We start from the raw sequence: 18,742 nt of genomic DNA on the forward strand, positions 1-18,742 counted from the left end.
TTGGAGATGTCGTGAGACCCACAAGTTGGACAGGTCATCTCGATTGTCATGGAGCCTACTCCCTCAGAATCTAGGAATACGTCGGCGTTACCTTATTTCCCTCTATCCTTTACGTTAATCCACTACCCCCCAGAGGTAGTTAAGTCCGTTCGGGAATGCTATCCTTGGCCTTCAATTTGTGCGCTACTATGGGCTATCCTCGGTTGCTGCTCATCGGAATCGCCTTGGCAAAAGTTGCTGTATATCGCCAAAAATAGGGATTTTCTACGCTTAAACCCAAAGACGTGCGCCAAATTTTCCGTTAGCCCCTATATTTAGTTGGTCGTTTCGCTCGCTAAGTCTCACGAGAGCATTGTGCACAGGTCGTCCATGACAGCTTTTCCCATGCCATCCGGGTCATCGCCATCCTTTGAGAGTGCTAGCAGTAGCGCTCTGCCCGATACGCCGCCAGTGTTTGCCCTCAAGGAACTGGTGGCTCGGCTACAGCGTGAACAGTACAAAATTCAAGATCTACTCAGTTCGCTGGGGTTCGCCCTCCGCAGTCTCAACAACCTGAACCAGTTCCTTGAGCTGATTCCGATGATCGCCAGCCGGGTAACCGATGCCAGCGGCGGTGCTCTGGTGCTGTTTCGAGCCGATGGGCAGGTGCGCCTAGAGCGCTTGCACTGCCAGAGCGAAGACCAGTGCCAAAATGTGCGATCGGCTCTAGAAGCCGCTACTCGCCAGGTGACTACCAGCTTTAAAGCCGCCCCCGAGAGCAGCATGATGTCGATGGCGCGCAACGCCATGCTGGCTCTCGATCGCCAGGTTAACCGCTACCTAGGCGACGAGTTTCAGCTGTTTGGTACCGCCATCATCGTGCAAAACGTGGAGCGAGGCCGGCTCTACGTGTTTAGCCGCGACCCTGACTACGCCTGGACAGAGACTCGCCAAAAGCTGGTGCGTCTGGTGGCTGACCAGACCTCGGTAGCGATCGAAAACAACGAGCTAACGGCGGCGGTGCGCAAAAAAGAGCGCCTTGATCGCGAACTCGAAATCGGAGCCGAAATTCAGCTGCAACTGCTGCCCCGCGAGTGCCCCGCCATTAAAGGGATGGATTTGGCCGCCAAGTGCCGCACCGCTCACAAAGTAGGCGGCGACTACTACGACTTTATTCCCACCACCTTTGACCAACTGCGCCAAGCCAATTCCCAGCAGACGGCGGCGGCTCCCTGGAGCTTTGCCATTGGCGATGTTATGGGTAAAGGGGTGCCCGCTGGGCTAATCATGACCATGATGCGGGGTATGCTGCGCACGGAGGTGCTCAACGGCCACTCACCCGCCCGCATTTTGCAAGACTTAAACTTCGTCATGCACAGTGATTTAGAAAGCTCTAACCGCTTTGTGACGCTATTTTACGCCGAGTACAACCCTAAAACCCGCCGCCTGGCCTACGGTAACGCCGCCCATAACCCGCCGCTGCTGTGGCAGGCGGCCACCAACACCATCACTCGGCTCGATACCCCCGGTATGCTGCTGGGGCTGGATATGAACACCGAGTACTGCGAAGCCGAGGTGGAGCTTCAACCCGGCGACACGGTGGTGTTTTACACCGATGGCTTTACCGAGGCCGCCAACCCGCGTGGTGAGCGGTTTGAGGAAGAAAACCTGGAGCGGGCGCTTCAGTGGGCCTGCCGCAACTGCACCTCAGCCGAGGCGATTTTAGACTACACCTTTGACCTGCTCGATCGCTTCATTGGGGGCGATCGCAGCAACGATGACGACATGACCCTGGTGGTGATGCGGGTGAAGCCAGAACTTCAGCTCAACCTATTTGATAGCTAGCGCGGTGCCAAATTTTCGGTCCAAAATCTTGAGCTGGCGGCGCTAGACTTGAGATATCTAGCCTCAGTTTGGTGATGTCGCTGTCGCCAAAGGTGGGGTAGCCCTTTGTTGCGATCGCGCTATGTCTACATCACCCCATTGGTCATCGGTTAGCCGAGGCGTTGCCCTAGCTGGTGCCGGTCTACTAACTCTAGGGTCTACCTGGGGATTTTTAGCCCCAGATCCAGCCCCGGCGATTCAGTATTCTGACGGCACCGTAGGCTTTTCCTACCCGCCGCGCCTGACCGAAAGCTACGCCACCCGCAATTCGGTCAGCGAAGGCAACGTCACCTACTACCTCACCTTTGATTTTCCTGAGGCGGCGGTTGAGCCTCTAGATCGGGTGGTGATTCGCCTGAATGAAGGCTATGACCCGATCTTTCGCTATCGGCTAGAGGCCACCGAAGCCTTTGCCAATACCCCCGAGGGTCGGGTACGTTTGCCCCTCGGCGAACCCACCCAAGACCAGGACGCCCGCGAATTGACGATTTCCTTTGACCCACCCGCTGAGCCTGGGGTCCCGATTACCTTGGCCCTGCGACCCGTGCGGAATCCTCGCTTTAGCGGAGTTTACCTGTTTGGGGCAACGGCTTACCCGGTGGGCGAAACAGTAGAATCTACGTTTTTGGGCTACGCCCGGCTGACATTCTATGACAGGAACCGCGATCGCTGGCCCTAGCCCAACCTCCCATCGTTAAGGTTTGCCCCCCATGGCTAGCCCATCGCCAGAGTCTGCACGATTTTTTGTGGCCCTACTGCCGCCCCAGCCCGTCCAGGATGCCATTACCGCCATCAAGCAAGAAATTGGGCGGCGCTTTGGCAGCAGGGCCGCGCTCAAATCACCGCCTCACATCACCCTACAGCCGCCCTTCGAGTGGCCTTTAGATCGGCTAGATGAGCTACAGCACCACCTGGATAGGTTTGCCTGTCAGCAACGGCCTATTCCGGTTGTGCTCGAGGGGTTTAATGCGTTCCCGCCCCGAGTGGTTTATGTCGATGTGCACCAGACGGCAGCGGTGATGGCCGTTCAACCCGCCTTAATCGCCTATCTAGAAACTCACTGTGGTCTGCGGGAGGGCTACCGAGACCCCGGCTCCAAACGCCGCGCCCCTTGGCCCTTTACGCCCCATGTCACCGTGGGCTTTCGTGACCTCACGCCCCCTGCCTTTTACCAGGCCTGGGCTGAGTTTGAGCACCGCCCCTTCTCGGCAGATTTTGAAGTGCCCACCCTCACCTTGCTACGCCACGATGGTCAAGTCTGGCAAATTTTTTCTGAGCTACCGCTGGGTGCTCTAAAGGCTTGATTTACCAGGCATTTAGGATTGTGTAGAAGCTTATACAGAATGAAGATTCCCTTGACATTAGCCAAAACCGTAGCTTACTATACAGAAGTAATCAGAAATTCGTTCATCTCGCCTTTTCGATACCGACTAGAGCGAGACGGAAGTAGGGGTTAATAGCCCCCGAAGGAACGCGCCCCAATGTTCTGATCAAACCCTTGATCTTTTGGAGGCGACCCCATGAAACTCACCTATCGCGGCGTAAGCTACGACTACACCCCCCCCGTTGTGGAATCCAACCTAACCGATGAGGCTGGCAAGTTCCGCGGCGTAGATATTCGATTCCGCACCGTTAAGAAAGCGGCTGTTCAACAGCCCACCCTAGACTTGGTCTATCGCGGTGTGGCCTACCAGACCGGCACCCCGGCGGTAGCCACTGCGGTTGAAGCTGCACCTGTGACTACGACATCGACCGTCCCTGCGATCGCATCCCCCGCAGTGGCTATTGCTTTTAGCACCGAAGACAGAGCCCGCATGAGCATGATGAACCGTCATCGCTCCGTGAAGCAGCGTCAGCAATCGATGCTGGGCCGTCTGGCCACCGAAGCCGGTCTGCCCGAAGGTGCCGCCCACTACTGGAACCACATCCAGGGTAAGGTACACCCCAGCTTCTGGGCTACCTACAGCCGCAGCGGTGCCTCCGCCAGCTAAGCGCTGACCTGTTGAACGAACAGCCCCTGCCAGACGTCACTGGCAGGGGCTGTTTTGTTTGCCACCGCCGCAGAGAACTGTTCTCTGGAACAATCTGCCCCTCGGTGCATTTCACGGCGGCACTCTAAACAAGTTTGGCATCCCAGCGCAGGCGCTGGGCAGGGTGGATTGCCAGCCAGAATTGGGAAAAATAGGTCTACCCCCGCTGGTTTAGCGGTAGTGATACAGAAACAAGGTTGCCCCAGCCCTAGATTAGTGGTTAAACCCTGAGATGACGTTCGTACTTAGGCCTGTTTGCTTGCCCTGCGCTTTCTAAACCCTTGGTGTGGTGAAACCTGCACGCATAGGGGGCTCCAGTTTCCCTGTTGTTTTGCGTCCCACGGTTTACTGTGTCTCTAACTTCCAATGGGTTACCTATCAACCTGAGTTCCTCGCTTCAGCCCGGCCTAGGGGACAGTAGAGGGGTTTTAGCCTCTCAAGGTCATAACCTCTTCAACATGGCCTTAGATGCCATGCTGATTGCCAACGACCAGGGCCAGTATGTTGAGGCCAATCCTGCCGCCTGCAAGTTGCTGAACTGCGTGCGAGACCAGATCATTGGCCGCACTATTGCCGATTTTTGTGTTCTGCCCCCTGGCGCAAACCTGGCTCAGCAGTGGCAGATATTTTTGGCACAGGGCCAGATGCAGGGAGAAGTTGTTCTGAGGGTGGGCAATGGGGAAGAACGCACTGTAGAGTACTCTGCTACGGCCAATATCTCTCCCCATCTTCACCTGTCTATTTTGCGGGATATCACCGAGCGCAAACAGACTGAGGCGATGAGGGAGCATCTCAATCAGGCGCTGGCTCAGCAGGTTAAAGAACGCACTGAGGAGTTGCGGGGTGTTCAGACCCAACTCGACCATGAGCACTCTCTGCTCGACGGCATTCTCAGCAATATCGACGGCGTGGTTTGGTCCCTCGATTTGCAAACGATGGCGACTCGCTACGTCAATTCTGCGGTAGAAACCCTCTATGGCTATGCTAAGCAGGACTTTCTGGATGCCCCTGGTCTGTGGCGCAGTCTAATTCATCCTGCCGACCAGCCCAAAATTGAGCAGTTTTGGGGGCAACTCCGCGATCGCGAACGGTTTGATCTGGAGTACCGCATCACTCGATCGGACGGAGCGGTGCGCTGGGTGCGCGATCGCTCTCGGGTATTGTATGACTCAGTGGGCAACCCGGTCCGTCTAGACAGAGTTACCACCGACATCACCGAACAAAAGCAGCTCGAGGAAGCCCTGCGCCTGAGTGAAAGTCGGCTGCGGGCCATTTTTCAGCAGGCGGCTCTGGGTATCAACCAGGCCGCTCTAGATGGTCATTTTTTACAGGCCAACCAGGCCTACTGCAATTTATTGGGCTACAGCGAAGCTGAACTTTTGCAGCTTCGCTACCAGGACATTGCCCATCCCGACGAGGTGCAGGAGACGGAGGCGGCCCTGGCCAGTCTCCTGACGGGGGAAGTCTCCTCGGCCACACTAGAAAAACGCTACTTTCACAAAGATGGCAGCGTCCGGTGGACAAACCTGGTGCTGTCTATTCTCCGCGATGGCGATGGACAGCCCATTTCAGACATTGCGATTGTTCAGGACATTAGCGATCGTAAACGCGCCGAAGCCGAACGCAAACAGATAGAGCAAGCTCTGGAAGAGGAGCGCAGCCTGTTTGTAGGCGGCCCCACGGTGGTAATTCGCTGGGGGCCGACCGATGACTGGCCGGTAGAGTATGTCTCCCCCAATGTCGAGGCCCAGCTCGGGTACGACCCGAGCGACCTGGTGACGGGTCGGGTGTCCTTTGCCTCGCTTATCCACCCCGACGATCTTGACTTGATGCAGTCAGAGGTGGCTGTCGCCATAGCCGCCCAAGCACCCTGCCATGCCACCGAGTATCAACTGCGCCACGCCACGGGCGACTATCGATGGATAGCGGAGTTCACGCGTATTATCTACACCTCCGATGGCACGGTGGCCAAGTTTTTGGGTTATATCCAAGATATTACCGAGCGGAAGCAGACCGAGCTGGCCCTGCAGCACAGTGAAGCTACCAAGCGGGCCATGCTGGAGGCTATTCCCGATCTGCTGATGCGTATTGACGGCCAGGGGCTGCGCTATGACTTTATCTCAGGCGGCGAAATCACCCTCTACGGCAATATCGACCGGCATCGGCCCCAGTCGATCTACGAGATGCTGCCCGAGGCTCTGGCCAACCAGCGGCTGCACTTTATCCGCCAGGCTCTGGCGACCGGAGAGCGCCAGATTTATGAGTACAGCATCACCGTTGCTGGTCAGCGCTACTACGAGGAAGCGCGGATTGTACCCCTAGATGACGATGATGCCCTGGTCATGGTGCGGGATGTGACCGATCGGGCGACCGCCGAACTGGCGCTGCGGGAGAGCCAGCAGCGTTTTCAGGCGATCTTCGACCAGATGTATCAGTTTATTGGCCTGCTGACGCCAGAGGGCATTCTGCTGGAGGCCAACCAGACCGCGCTGGCCTTTGGCGGGTTTGAGCGAGAAGACGTGGTGGGTCGCTCTTTTTGGGAAGCGGGCTGGTGGACGCTTTCCCCTGAGACCCAGGCCCAGCTCAGGCAGGCGATCGCAGCGGCGGGACAGGGCAAATTTGTGCGCTATGAGGTGACAGTGCAGGGGGCGAACCAGCAGGAGATGACCATCGACTTTTCGCTGCGGCCGGTTTTAGACGACCAGGGTCAGGTGGTGCTGCTGATTCCGGAGGGGCGCGACATCACCCAGCGCAAACGCATGGAAGAAGAGCTGCAGCGCACCAAAGTCTTTTTGGAGCAGACCAGCGCCATCGCCCGCGTGGGCGGCTGGGAAGTTGATCTACAGCAGGAAATGGTTTACTGGACGCCAACTACGCAGGAGATCCATGAAGTAGAGGCCGATTTTAGGCCAACCCTGGCGATGGCCCTCGACTTTTATCTGGCGGGAATGAATCGCCAGCGCATCACCACCGCCGTAGAACAATGCCGCCAAACGGGGCAGCCGTGGGATGAAAAGCTGCAAATAGTGACCGCTAAGGGCAATCTGCGCTGGGTGCGATCGCTAGGGCAAGCCGAGTTCGTCGCCGGAAACTGCGTGCGCCTCTTCGGCGCGTTTCAAGATATCGATGCCCAGATGCGGGTAGAAATGCAGCTGCAAGAGCTGACGCAGCAGCTTCAGCAGGCAAACGGAGAACTCAATCGGATTGCCACGACCGATGCCCTTACCCAGGTGGCCAATCGTCGCCACTTCGATCAGGTGTTCACCCAGGAGTGGGTGCGGGCCGAGCGCGCCACTACCTCCCTAGCCCTGATTATGTGTGATGTGGACTATTTCAAACCCTACAACGACCACTATGGGCACCCGGCCGGCGATCGGTGTTTACAGCAAGTGGCCCAACTGCTGAGGGCTCACATTCAGCGCCCTGGGGATGTGCTGGCCCGCTATGGGGGCGAAGAATTTGTGGTGCTGCTGCCCCAAACCACGCTGGCGGGGGCGATGGCGGTGGCCGCCAGAATTCAGCACCAGTTTACCCAGGCCCGGCTACCCCACGGGTTTTCATCGGTGGCCGACCACATCACCTTGAGCTTTGGCGTGGCCTGCTGTGTGCCCCGCCCAGAGACCTTGCCCAGTGGGCTACTGACCGCTGCCGATGCCGCCCTGTACCAAGCCAAACTGGCGGGCCGCAATCGCTACTGCATTAGCCCTAGCGATCGGGTCGGATAGGCTATTCAATGCCGTGGCTTTTGCCAATCACCCAGCTGCGGCGGAAGAAGCGGGCCAGGCTGCTTTCGCTCAAGGTTAGGCAGATTGGTCGGCCATGGGGGCAGGTACGCGGATTGCGGGTCTGCTGCCAGTCGTCGAGCAGGGTTTGCAGGGTGGCAAGATCAATCGGGGTGCCGTTGCGAAGGGCAGTGCGGCAGGCGATCGCCACCTGAGCCGTATCTAGATCGCCACCCAGGCTGAGTTCTAGGATTGCATCGGGCAGGTCAGGGCGATCGCGCAACGGTTCTGGCGCTGCGCGAATGGCCCAGCGATTTGGCCCAAACTCTTCGGCAGCCAATCCTAGCCGCTCAAGCTGCTCAAGCTGGTTCTCCCTGAGCCCCTCCAGCACAACGGGGGTGGTTAATGGCACTAGCTGCCACTGGGCTTGCAGGCGTTCGTAGAGGACGCGCTCGTGGGCGATGTGTTGTTCGATCAGGCACAGGCCGTCGGGCTGTTCGGCCAAAATGTAACGGTTGTGGACTTGCGCGATCGCCCGCAACCTCCCTGGGCGATCGCGGTAGGGCAACTCATCGGACAAGTTGGCATCGCCGTAGGCACTGCTCGGTTCCGCTGTTTTGAGCAGTTGGGTGACGCGCTGCTGCTGGCTGGCATCGGGCAGGTCAGCCGCGTGCCGTCCGAGCAGAGCCTCAAAATAACTCTGGCAAAGGGCCGTCCATTGGTCGAGGCGGTGTAGGTAGAGGGTCGATTTGTCGGGGCGGCGATTCCAGTCGATGGCGCTGGGGGGAACGGTGAGGTGCACAAACGCCAGGGGATAGCGGTGGCGGGGCAGGGTATGGCGAAAGGCATTCACAACAGCCTGCTCTAGCTCGGGAACCGTTACAATTCGCCCATTGACCGCGACCTTAACCCAGTCGGGCCGGGGGCGGTGGCAGCGATCGGGCAGACCAATCAGACCGTAGATCCCTGCTTTTAGAGGAAGATTCTCTAAGGAATTGTCTTCCCCCACGGCCCAGGGGGCGGCCTGCCAGCCGTCTTGTAAATCGCTCTCGCTGACGGCCCGCAGCAGTTGAGGAACGATACCCCGAGTGGTGGGGCTGGGGGTGATGGCTAGCCAGGGGCGATCGCCAACCTGCACCGCCCAAGTCACCGTCGGATGGGCCAGAGCACAGTGGTGAATAACGCGCTGCACCTGGCTGAGCTGACGGGGTAGGGTCGGCAGTCGTTCCCGGCGAGCGGGCCAGTCCCCAAAGAGATCGGTCACAGTGACCACTGTGCCGGGAGCCAGAGCGGTTGGGGTTGTAGCCAGAGGTTCCCCCTGGGCCGAGTAGGTGACGCGCCAGCCCGACTCGGCCCAGGGGGGGCGACTGCAAATTTCTAACTGGGCGACCTGGGCCAGGCTGTGCAAGGCCTCGCCGCGAAACCCCAAACTATTCACCTGCCAGAGGTCAGCCTGGGTGCGAATTTTGCTGGTGCTGTGGGGGATAGCGGCTCGGTGCAGGTTTTCTAACGCCATAGCAGTGCCGTTGTCGGCCACCTGCACCCGGCCCTGATCGGGCCAGAGGGCGAGGGTAATGTGGGTCGCCTGGGCATCGAGAGCGTTCTCAATTAGCTCGCGCACGACCGCCGCCAAGGAGTCAACTACCTCCCCAGCCGCGATGCTGTGAATGACATCTCTCGGCAGCGAGTAAATGCTGCTGGAAACAGAATTAGAGACGCTGTCAGTCGTGATGGGTAGAGAACTCCGAAGCACTAGCTTTATGCTACTGCGCGACTACGGCACTGGAACAAAGGATCTAGTTTCTCAGGATGGTCACGGGCAACCAGCCTTGCCCATTACACATTCAGAGAAAGCTCCTTTTTGGAGATTTTCCCGATCCAAGGGAATGAATTAATTTTTTCAATTGATATGAGTAGGTTAGAGGGTAACTTTGTCTACCAATTTCAATAAAAGTTTGCGCACCCTATTAAGGTTTGTTACATTGCAGAGGAACGCCTTCGCCCAGGATCCTCCTCACCATGAAACGCTTTTTTGGCTTGTTGCCTAAGCCTTCGCCTCTGCAGCCCGAGTCTCGTGTCTACGACCTCAAGGAGCGGCTAGACTGGGGCGAACCGGCGCTAACCATCATTGACGTGCGCGATCGCGCCGATTTTAACGAGAGCCACATTACTGGCGCAATCTCTATGCCCGCCGACTCGCTGCTCACCACAGCCGCCAACTGCTTTGAAGTCACCCGCGATCTCTATATCTACAGCAACACCGACGACGAAGCCGCCGCTGTGGCCGAGCAGCTACGGGGCGCAGGCTTCGCCAAGGTTGCCATTGTGCGCGGCGGTGTGCCCGCTTGGAAAGCGGCGGGCTTTCCGGTGGAAATGGTGACTGCGGCAGCGACTAAACTCGCCTAAACTGGCGAGGTTGACTTAGGGCGGCGGCATGAATCAGGCTAGGGCGGTAGATTCACGCAGCGGCTGGTTAGCCCAGCCGTCGCAGAGGGCGGTGACCTACAGTCGAGCCTACACGCTGGTGCCCACCTACGAATGCTTTAACCGCTGCACCTACTGCAACTTTCGGGTTGACCCCGGTCAATCCCCCTGGCTGAGTTTAGAGGATGTGGCCCAGCAACTGCCAACCCTGCGCCGTCAAGGGGTGTGCGAGGTGCTGGTGCTTAGCGGTGAGGTGGCCCCCAACAGTCCTCGCCGTAGCGACTGGTTGCGCCACATCTACCAAATTTGCGCGTTGGCCCTGGAGGTCGGCCTGTTGCCCCACACCAATGCAGGCCCCCTCAGCCGTGATGAGATGGTGCAACTTCAGCGGGTCAACGTGTCGATGGGCCTCATGGTCGAGCAGGTGACGCCGAAGTTGCTCGATACCGTTCATCGCCATGCCCCCAGCAAGCGCCCCGAGCTGCGGCTGCAACAACTGGCCTGGGCTGGGGAACTGGGGATTCCCTTCACCACAGGGCTGCTGCTGGGGCTGGGGGAGAGTGAGTCTGATTGGGTAGATTCGCTGCGAGCGATCGCCACTATTCAAACCCGCTATGGCCACATTCAAGAGGTCATTTTGCAACCCCACAGCCCTGGCCAGCAGCAGCTTCAGCCCGGTACAGCTCTCGATGAAGCAGCTTTGGTAAGAGCCGTGCGTCTGGCGAGGGAATACCTGCCCGCAGAAGTCAACCTTCAGATTCCACCCAACTTGGTGAATCATCGAGGACTGCTGGATTGCTTGACCGCAGGCGCAAGGGATCTGGGTGGCATTAGCCCGGTGGATGAGGTGAACCCTGACTACAACCACCCCACACCAGAGTCGTTGAAGGATGCGATCGCCTCCTCCGGCTGGCAGCTCCAGCCCCGCCTCCCCATCTATCCCCAGTACGATAGCTGGCTGCCTGAACCCATGAGATCCCTAGTGCAAACCTGGCGCACTTCGCTCAGCGATTCCTCACTCCCTCACTCCCTCACCCCCTCGCCCCCAACAAGGTAAAATCCTCACAGGTTCGACTGAGGTTTCCCCATGGCTGCTCCCCAAACCTGCCCTGTGTGCGGCGTCAAAATTTTGGTGGGGGTTGTGGGGGGAGATCGCGTCCTCTTCTCCGCTGGCCCACCGGGCAACCGGGCCAGGCTCTACGCACGGGTCTGCCGCTACGTCGATAAGGCTGGCTGCATCAACAAAAACGGCGGCAGCCAAACGCCAAACCCCAACGATTACTACAAGCCCGATGCGCCCCGATAGAGCTGCGATCGGTTGTGTATGGCGATAGATCGAACCTGGTGGGCAGTGCCCACCATTAATCTTCGGGCTTAGCCAACTGCGCCTTTGCCTTTTGCCACAGTGCTTCTAGTTCGGCGATCGCATAGTCTCCCAAGGGCTTCTCTGCCACCGACTCCACCAGCTCAAAGCGCTGGATGAATCGACGGTTGGTGCTCTGCAACGCCTCGGCAGGGTCGAGGTCGTACCAGCGGGCCAGATTCACCAGGGTAAACAACAGGTCGCCCAGCTCCGCCTGCTGGTTTGCCTTGGGTTCACTGGCCAGAGCGGCACGAAACTCGTCCAGTTCTTCGTGAAATTTATCCCAGACGCCATTAACGTCTTCCCACTCGAACCCGGCCTTGGCGGCTTTGACGGAGATTTTACTGGCGGCCATCAGCGGCGGCAGGGTGCGGCTGTACTTGACTAGCTTGGGGGTGAGCTTATCGGGCTCGTGGGCAATGCCCTTTTCTGCGGCCTTGATGCGATCCCAGTTTTGGCTGACTTCTTCGGGGGTTTCGCCTGAAGCATCGCCAAAAATGTGGGGATGGCGGCGCACCAGCTTGTCGCCAATGCCCGTGGCGACGGTGCCCAGGTCAAAGTCGCCGTTGTCGCTGGCCACCTGCGCCTGGAGCACCACCTGAAGCAGCAGGTCGCCGAGTTCTTCTGCGATCGCCCCCTTCTCCCCCACCTGAATGGCATCGACTACCTCGTAAGCTTCTTCAATCACGTAGGGAATCAGGCTGGTGGGGGTTTGGGCCAAATCCCACGGGCAGCCGGTTTCAGGATGGCGCAGTTGGGCGATCACATCGATCAGTCGTTCTATGGCGGCGAGGATGGCGGCGCGAGGGGTAGCAGATATGCCCTGGGGATTGCCAGACGAAGAGGACGCAGAAACCATAGCAAAACCGCGTTGACGACAACCCCCATAGCATGGCAGCAAATTGCAGCGGCGGGTATATCAGCTACTACTTCTGCGCTCCTACTCTCTTGCGTATGCCCACAGTCTTAAATGAATGTTGCAGTGGGTTGAAGCGAGTTTTGGCGCAACAGTCGTGATGCAGCGCGTGACTGACTGATGTGCTGTCATGACAGAAGCATTGTGCCTTAAGCAGATCAGAGTGTAACGAACGACTATTCGAAGTTGCTCTATGACAGAAGCATTGCGTATTGAATGAGTAAGGGTGCAGCGGGCGACTGCTCGAAGTTGCTCTATGACAGAAGCATTGTGTATTGACGACTTAAACAGTTGCGCGATCGCAGCAGCATTGTCACACCGCGTTCTAACGAATTGCCGCCTCACAATCAAATGTTGAGCGATGGTCAAAGACCGGCAGGCCAACGCACTAAAGCACTGCGGCCTCGCGATAGGAAGTTGGGCGATCGCACTAAAGCGTTGCTGGTTCACACTAAAGGATGCAGCCCTGACACCAAAACGATGTGGTGCTGCAATAGCCGATTCTGGGACAGATCGCTGTGCGAATCACGCCAGAGCAGGGGGAGGTGTTTAGTCTGCTGAGGCGCGACAGACCGTTGCTTTAGCATTGCCAGATCATCAAGTGGGTGTAAGGCAGCGGGTGGGTGTTGAGCGCCACAAGACTATGCTCACCCTGGTACCCACCTCTAAAGATTGAGCTGGGCGCGAATTTGATTTGCTGCCTGGCAGAAGGGCTCAAAACCAATTTCTCGACCAATAGCCGCCGCTTCATCAAGAGACTGCAAAATACCTTGTGGGTCCTCAAGCTGAATTTGGGCTTGGATCATGAACTGAAGCAAGGTGCGGCCCTGGCTGTAGCGATCACCAATGGTCACAAAAGTCTCCTGTGCTCGCAAAAAATAGCTCATGGCCTGTTGCGGCTCTGTCTGCAAACTCCCCGCACCCAGCAACGTATTGGCTTCACCGAGCCGATCGCCCACCTCGCGAAAAATCGTCAACGCCTGCTCGTAGTTCGCCAGCGCCTTACTACGTTGATCAAGAAATTGCAGCACATCCCCCTGCGCTTGCAGCGTGTCGGCTTCGCCAAGCCGAGCGCCCACCTCGCGAAAAATCGTCAACGCCTGCTCGTAGTTCGCTAGCGCCTCAAGGCTTTGTTTGAGAAATTGCAGCACATCCCCCTGTACTTTTAGCGTGTTAGCTTCGCCGAGCCGATCGCCCACCTCGCGAAAAATTGTTAACGCCTGCTCCAAGATCTCTAAAGCTTGCTCATAGGTCTCGGTAAACTGGAGGGTTTGGCCTAGGCCCATTAAGGCTCGAGCTTCCAGGTTGCGCTGCTGGCTGGCTTGTGCCAAAGATAGGGCTTGTCTGAAAAACTGGTTGGCAACCCTAAACTCAGCCAGACTCCCATACGCCTTTGCCAGTTCTAGCAAAATCGTAAGGCGAATTTCTGCATTGGCAATTATATGGTCGCTCTCGGTGGGAGCATATTCTTCTAGCAGGCGATGGAGTTGGTCAATGCGGCTTTGTTTGACCGGTCTTAAGTCACTGGCAGAGAGGCGATTCGATGGTAAGACCGTTCTCTGTACGATATCGACACTTTCGCGGAGTGACCGAAATTCAAACACCGCTGAGGCCCAGGCCCAAAAGTCTCTAGCGGTACGGGCTAGGCGTTTAAGCGCATACTTAGGCAGGATGAAGACAATCGGATGGGGAATGCGACGGGCCAGGGCATCTCTGATGAAGTTGAGGTCTTCTAGAAAGGCCACATCATCCTCTGCGATGCCAATCGAGGTTTCGAGGCCTCTTAAAACAATCACTGATTTTGCGTTAGCCTCTGGCGGCAGATTGGCTAGTTCTGCCATTAGCCTGGGCAGAAGCGACAAAAGACGCTCCTGAGAAAAGTCCAGCACCACCCACTGTACGCCTTGACATTCAGGGCGTTGCTGCAACGACTGAATCAGAAGATCTCCGTCAGCGGTAAAATTGACCTCGGCAAAGGCGATGGCAAAGCCCTCTGTCAGATCGCAAAACGTGGCCAACCCGCGAAAAGATTCCAGGTTCAGTCCCAAAAACTCAGGTAGGTCTGAATCAGGCTTGGAGGTCAGCCAGGGCTTGTCTAAAGAGGTCACTGCGCCGCACTACCGGATGAGGGTACACCCAACGATTATCCCCGTTATATTCCAGAACCGCTGTGCTAAAGAGCAATTCCTTACCCACTTCATCGTCGGTGATCTCTTTGTTCTGAGCAACTCTAGCCAGTTCGGGATAGTGGGTACGGGGGGTCGATCGCTCAAAACGAAACTGAAGCTGTTTGGCGGCGTAGGTCACATCATCCGCCTGGATTTTCGTTTGCCCCAAGCCTAGTGCGTGAATACTAGCATCTCGCGTCATCTGCATCATGTGGCGCACGTGGCCACCACTGGCCTTAGCCATCTCTAGCAACACCTCATGGGTTTCAAAGACAGCACTGGCATCGACCCGCTTTTCGATCATGCTGGCAATGGCATTAAGACCGTCTAGGTTGTACTCCAACTTCAGGTTATCGCGATCGTATTGATACACATTCACCATCGGCACAATGTGGGGATTGCCAAAGGCAGTGCTAATACCCCGCTGAGTATAAAGAGTAAAAATTGGCACCGTATAGAGGATCATGCAGTGCAACTCTTGCATCTGTAGCGCGTAGTCAAAAAATAAGCGAGTAGCGACGTTGGGCGGGCATTTGTCTAAACCATCCAGAATCAGTAGGATCCCTTTTTTCTCGGGAAATTTAGCTCGCAGTTTCTTGCTACCATCTGCCAGTAGTAGGTTAATGTCTGCTTTGAGACGAGAAACCTCCGGTGTCAACACCTGACGAATGCGGCGCTTATCGGTGACAGAGCCCTGAATCTGGGCCATTAGCTTCACCAAGAATTTAGCCAGAAAAGGAGCATCGGCTCCCAGGGTGGCTTCGGCAGCTACATTCACCGACCGAGCTACCGTTTCCTCGGTTTCTTCGGTAATTTCCTTAAACCAGTCTTCAAAACTTTTGAGCAAATCTGAATCGAACTGAATATTCAGCTTGCGGAGTTCAAACTCAACTTGCTTAATAATGATCAGATAGAGATCGGTGTACTCGATGTCTTGGATATCGGCTTCTTCATCCACCTGCACTTCAACGACTAAAAAGCTATCTTGTTGGTGTTGAGCGATCCGAGCCAATTCTGAGCTTTTCCCACAGCCAATATGCCCAGTGAACAAGATAGTGCCAAATTCCCCCGGTTCAGTTACCACTAGCCTGCCGTTGACATCGCTAATAGCGTTCTGGCGAGATTCAAAGGGGATGTAGTAACGGTCAATATTTTCCAAGGAAAGGGGGCGCACATCACAAACTCGATAGGCTTCGCGCAGGGTCTTGGCGAGGAGGTAATTCGAGGTTGCCATACTTGACCGTCCAATCGTTGTCTAAGCTCTCCAATCATACCGAAAGTGTTATGGCGAAACCGGTTGCCTCATATATCAGGATTTCTATGGTGCCAACGCTCTAGGGTTGACACCACCTCCCCAAACACTCCTGCGTCTCCTCAACCTGGGTGGTAGGAGCACCATCGTGGGCAGTCCAAGCAGTGCCCTTGCCTGTGGAATACTAGATACAGTCACTGCCAAACTGTGATGGACTTCCCATCTCCAAGCCCTTACCTAGACAGATTGGAGATTCCTATGCTCCCAGCGGCGATCGCCCCTCCCAACAAAGCAGCCCCTCTCCTATTTGAAGATCTCACCTGGCGAGAGTTCAAAGCGATTGAGCAACTGTTAGACCGTCCCGGCTATCGGCTCTCATTCTTAGATAGCGTTTTGGAGATTCGACGCAGGCCAGGGGAACCCCACGAAACTGTCAAAAAGCGCATTGCCGCCCTGCTAGAGCTTTACTTGCTCATGGCTGGGTTTGACTTCACCCCCACTGGCTCCATGACCCTAGAAAGTGAAGGCGGGGCCGTCAAACGTGAGGCCGATGAGTCTTACAAACTTGCCCCCGGTCGCGATCGCCCCGATCTAGCGATCGAAGTGGTGTTTTCTACCGGGGGCATCAACAAGCTAGAAGCCTATAGGCGATTAAAGATCAAAGAAATCTGGTTGTGGGAAGACGGCGTCTTAGAGGTCTATCATCTGCGGGGCACGAACGATGCCCTGAGCTATGAAAAAATTGCCACCAGCGAAGAGGTGAGCGGGATTGATCTGACGCTGCTGCTGCGCTGCATCAATATGGCAAACCACGTTGAGGCGGTGAAGACGTTTCAGCGATCGCTGCTGCAATAAGCTAGGCTTTTTTTGAGGGTAAGGCACTGGTATACCCATACTGTTTTAGAGTTGAGGTAGCCCAATGGTCAGGGTAACAATTGATGAAATGCAGCACGATCCATTGAAGTACCTGCACCAGGTCGAAGCTGGGGAGACAGTGGTGATTGTGCGCTCTGACCAAGCCATTGCCGAACTTAGACCCATTGCACCTCAACAGCAATTGCGGCCCTTTGGTCTGTGTGCGGGAGAATTCACCGTTCCAGACGACTTTGACGCCCCTTTGCCAGAAGACATTCTCAGCGCGTTCGAAGGCAAATGAGAATTTTGCTGGATACGCATATTTTTCTGTGGTTTATCTCCCGCGATGCTCGATTGGCTGTAGACCTCCGAGAGGCAATCCGGGCTTCCAACAACGAGGTTTACTGAAGCGCAGTTTCAGTGTGGGAGGCAATGGTTAAATACCAGCTAGGCAAACTGCCTTTGCCCGAAAATCCTGGAACGTATTTACCCAAATAGCGTGAGTTGCACCAGATAGCCAGCCTCGCTCTGGATAGCCAGCCTCGCTCTGGATGAAAACAGCGTAGTTCAGCTAGCCAATTTACCCTTGCTACACCGTGATCCCTTTGACAGAATGCTTATTTGCCAAGCATTAGAGAGTGGGTTAACGATCGCAACCGTAGATCCAGTCATTCGGGCTTACTCGGTTAGCGTCATGTAGCGTATGACTTGGCTGCTAGCTGGCCAGATGTCATCAGATCTTGCTAAATCGCCGTAGTGCAGGGCGGGCAACTCCATATAAGATAGCCATGGCCAGAGCGTTACCGTTCTATCTAGAACCCCAGGCTTTGGCCCAGCTAGTCGTCAGCGCAGGACGGCTATATAAACGAATCGTCTAACGAAAGTAGGGAATTGCCCATGGGTCGCGCAGAGAAAGTTGTTCTAGCCTATTCCGGTGGCGTCGATACCACCGTCTGTATTCCCTACCTAATGCAAGAGTGGGGCGTTAAAGAAGTGATTACCCTGGCGGCAGACCTGGGCCAGGGCGACGAGCTAGAGCCCATTCGCCTCAAGGCGCTAAATGCCGGGGTGAAAGAATCTCTGGTGGCCGACCTGACCGAAGAGTTTATTACCGACTACGCCTTCCCCGCCATCCAGGCCAACGCCCTGTACGAAAATCGCTACCCGCTTTCCACCGCCCTGGCCCGCCCGCTAATTGCCAAGGCTCTGGTGGAGGCCGCCGATCGCTACGGGGCCGATGCCGTTGCCCACGGCTGCACCGGCAAGGGCAACGACCAGGTGCGCTTTGACGTGGCGATCGCCGCCCTCAACCCAAGCCTCAAGGTGCTGGCCCCCGCCCGCGAGTGGGGCATGGGCCGCGAAGAAGCCATTGCCTACGGCGAAAAAAACGGCCTCAGCTTTCAGGTGAAGAAGTCTAGCCCTTACAGCATCGATCGCAACCTGCTGGGCCGCAGCATTGAGGCAGGGCCGCTCGAAAACCCTATGACCGAGCCGCTGGAAGAAGTGTTTTTAATGACCGAGGCGATCGAAAACACCCCCAACGAGCCGGAATATGTGGATATTGGCTTTACCAAGGGGCTGCCCACCCACCTCAACGGCCAGGCGCTCGGCCCAGTGGAGCTGATCACCCAGATGAATGCAATCGCCGGTCGCCACGGCGTGGGCCGCATCGACATGATTGAAAACCGCTTGGTGGGCATCAAGTCGCGCGAAATCTACGAAGCCCCCGCCCTGCTGGTGCTCATCGACGCCCACCGCGACCTAGAAAGCCTCACCCTCACCGCCGATGTCACCCAGTACAAGCGCGGCATTGAAGAGAGCTACAGCCGCTTGGTCTACAACGGCCTCTGGTACAGCCCCCTGAAGCTGGCGCTGGATGCCTTCATTCAGCAGACCCAGGAGCGGGTCAGCGGCACCGTGCGAGTGAAGCTGTTTAAAGGCACCAACCGGGTGGTGGGGCGCCAGTCTGAGCTGGCTCTCTACAGCGATGCTTTATCTACCTACAGCTCCGACGACCAGTTTGACCACAAAGCTGCCGAGGGCTTTATCTACGTGTGGGGTCTGCCCACCCGCGTCTGGTCTGAGAAACTGCGCGGTTAGCGTCTAGGGGTAGGCTGGGTTAAACTGCGGTTTACCTCATCTACTCGCA

General features: G+C 56.7%; 15 protein-coding genes and 1 riboswitch. Of the genes, 11 read left to right on the forward strand and 4 right to left on the reverse strand.

Features of this window, described 5'->3' with window-relative positions; translation table 11 throughout:
* Nucleotides 1-369 precede the first annotated feature (369 nt).
* The 5 genes from VB780_RS30240 to VB780_RS30260 all read left to right on the forward strand — a co-directional run bounded on the left by VB780_RS30240 (nt 370) and on the right by VB780_RS30260 (nt 7,618).
* The gene (locus VB780_RS30240; protein ID WP_323354910.1) at nt 370-1,824 is read left to right on the forward strand and encodes a PP2C family protein-serine/threonine phosphatase; all 1,455 of its coding nucleotides are present in this window, start codon (nt 370-372) and stop codon (nt 1,822-1,824) included.
* A gap of 121 nt (nt 1,825-1,945) precedes the next feature.
* Entirely contained in the window at nt 1,946-2,542 is a 597-nt protein-coding gene (locus VB780_RS30245) for a DUF2808 domain-containing protein (protein WP_323354911.1), read from the forward strand.
* A 31-nt stretch (nt 2,543-2,573) separates the two neighbouring features.
* Nucleotides 2,574-3,167, forward strand: a complete 594-nt coding sequence (locus VB780_RS30250) for a 2'-5' RNA ligase family protein (protein ID WP_323354912.1) — start codon at nt 2,574-2,576, stop codon at nt 3,165-3,167.
* 98 nt (nt 3,168-3,265) lie between these two features.
* Nucleotides 3,266-3,341: riboswitch (Glutamine riboswitch) on the forward strand.
* 42 nt (nt 3,342-3,383) lie between these two features.
* Nucleotides 3,384-3,854 (forward strand): DUF4278 domain-containing protein, encoded by a 471-nt coding sequence (locus tag VB780_RS30255; RefSeq protein ID WP_323354913.1) that lies wholly within the window; start codon nt 3,384-3,386, stop codon nt 3,852-3,854.
* A gap of 497 nt (nt 3,855-4,351) precedes the next feature.
* Nucleotides 4,352-7,618, forward strand: coding sequence for a PAS domain S-box protein (locus VB780_RS30260; RefSeq protein WP_323354914.1), 3,267 nt, complete (start codon nt 4,352-4,354; stop codon nt 7,616-7,618).
* A gap of 1 nt (nt 7,619) precedes the next feature.
* Here VB780_RS30260 and mutL read toward each other — a convergent pair whose 3' ends face one another.
* Complete coding sequence (gene mutL, locus VB780_RS30265) at nt 7,620-9,368, reverse strand: DNA mismatch repair endonuclease MutL (RefSeq protein WP_323354915.1); 1,749 nt, start codon at nt 9,366-9,368, stop codon at nt 7,620-7,622.
* A gap of 266 nt (nt 9,369-9,634) precedes the next feature.
* On the opposite strand from mutL, the gene VB780_RS30270 reads away from it, so the two are divergent.
* Genes VB780_RS30270 through VB780_RS30280 form a run of 3 tightly spaced genes read left to right on the forward strand, consistent with a single transcriptional unit; the run spans nt 9,635 to nt 11,345 of the window.
* The gene (locus VB780_RS30270; RefSeq protein ID WP_323354916.1) at nt 9,635-10,021 is read left to right on the forward strand and encodes a rhodanese-like domain-containing protein; all 387 of its coding nucleotides are present in this window, start codon (nt 9,635-9,637) and stop codon (nt 10,019-10,021) included.
* Between the two features lie 28 nt (nt 10,022-10,049).
* Nucleotides 10,050-11,096 carry a 7,8-didemethyl-8-hydroxy-5-deazariboflavin synthase subunit CofG gene (cofG, locus tag VB780_RS30275; RefSeq protein ID WP_323354917.1) on the forward strand — a complete coding sequence of 349 codons (1,047 nt, stop codon included), beginning with the start codon at nt 10,050-10,052 and terminating at the stop codon, nt 11,094-11,096.
* A gap of 30 nt (nt 11,097-11,126) precedes the next feature.
* Nucleotides 11,127-11,345: a hypothetical protein gene (locus tag VB780_RS30280; RefSeq protein ID WP_323354918.1), complete on the forward strand. Its 219-nt coding sequence runs from the start codon at nt 11,127-11,129 to the stop codon at nt 11,343-11,345.
* A 55-nt stretch (nt 11,346-11,400) separates the two neighbouring features.
* Here the strand turns inward: VB780_RS30280 and mazG are convergent, their stop codons facing one another.
* From mazG to VB780_RS30295, 3 genes are all read right to left on the reverse strand, one after another.
* On the reverse strand, nt 11,401-12,261 hold the full coding sequence (gene mazG / locus VB780_RS30285) for a nucleoside triphosphate pyrophosphohydrolase (protein ID WP_323354919.1): 861 nt from the start codon (nt 12,259-12,261) through the stop codon (nt 11,401-11,403).
* Between the two features lie 722 nt (nt 12,262-12,983).
* Nucleotides 12,984-14,426 carry a tetratricopeptide repeat protein gene (locus tag VB780_RS30290; RefSeq protein ID WP_323354920.1) on the reverse strand — a complete coding sequence of 481 codons (1,443 nt, stop codon included), beginning with the start codon at nt 14,424-14,426 and terminating at the stop codon, nt 12,984-12,986.
* Nucleotides 14,386-15,720, reverse strand: a complete 1,335-nt coding sequence (locus tag VB780_RS30295) for a P-loop NTPase fold protein (protein ID WP_323354921.1) — start codon at nt 15,718-15,720, stop codon at nt 14,386-14,388. The genes VB780_RS30290 and VB780_RS30295 overlap by 41 nt, the downstream gene beginning before the upstream one ends.
* Nucleotides 15,721-15,996: 276 nt before the next feature.
* Between VB780_RS30295 and VB780_RS30300 the strand changes: the two genes are divergently transcribed.
* From VB780_RS30300 to VB780_RS30310, 3 genes are all read left to right on the forward strand, one after another.
* Complete coding sequence (locus VB780_RS30300) at nt 15,997-16,593, forward strand: Uma2 family endonuclease (protein ID WP_323354922.1); 597 nt, start codon at nt 15,997-15,999, stop codon at nt 16,591-16,593.
* A gap of 64 nt (nt 16,594-16,657) precedes the next feature.
* Complete coding sequence (locus VB780_RS30305) at nt 16,658-16,894, forward strand: type II toxin-antitoxin system prevent-host-death family antitoxin (RefSeq protein WP_323354923.1); 237 nt, start codon at nt 16,658-16,660, stop codon at nt 16,892-16,894.
* Between the two features lie 596 nt (nt 16,895-17,490).
* Complete coding sequence (locus VB780_RS30310) at nt 17,491-18,693, forward strand: argininosuccinate synthase (RefSeq protein WP_323354924.1); 1,203 nt, start codon at nt 17,491-17,493, stop codon at nt 18,691-18,693.
* Nucleotides 18,694-18,742: the final 49 nt, after the last annotated feature.

Origin of the sequence: Leptolyngbya sp. CCNP1308, from assembly GCF_034932455.1 — a bacterium.
Lineage (GTDB): Bacteria > Cyanobacteriota > Cyanobacteriia > Phormidesmidales > Phormidesmidaceae > Nodosilinea.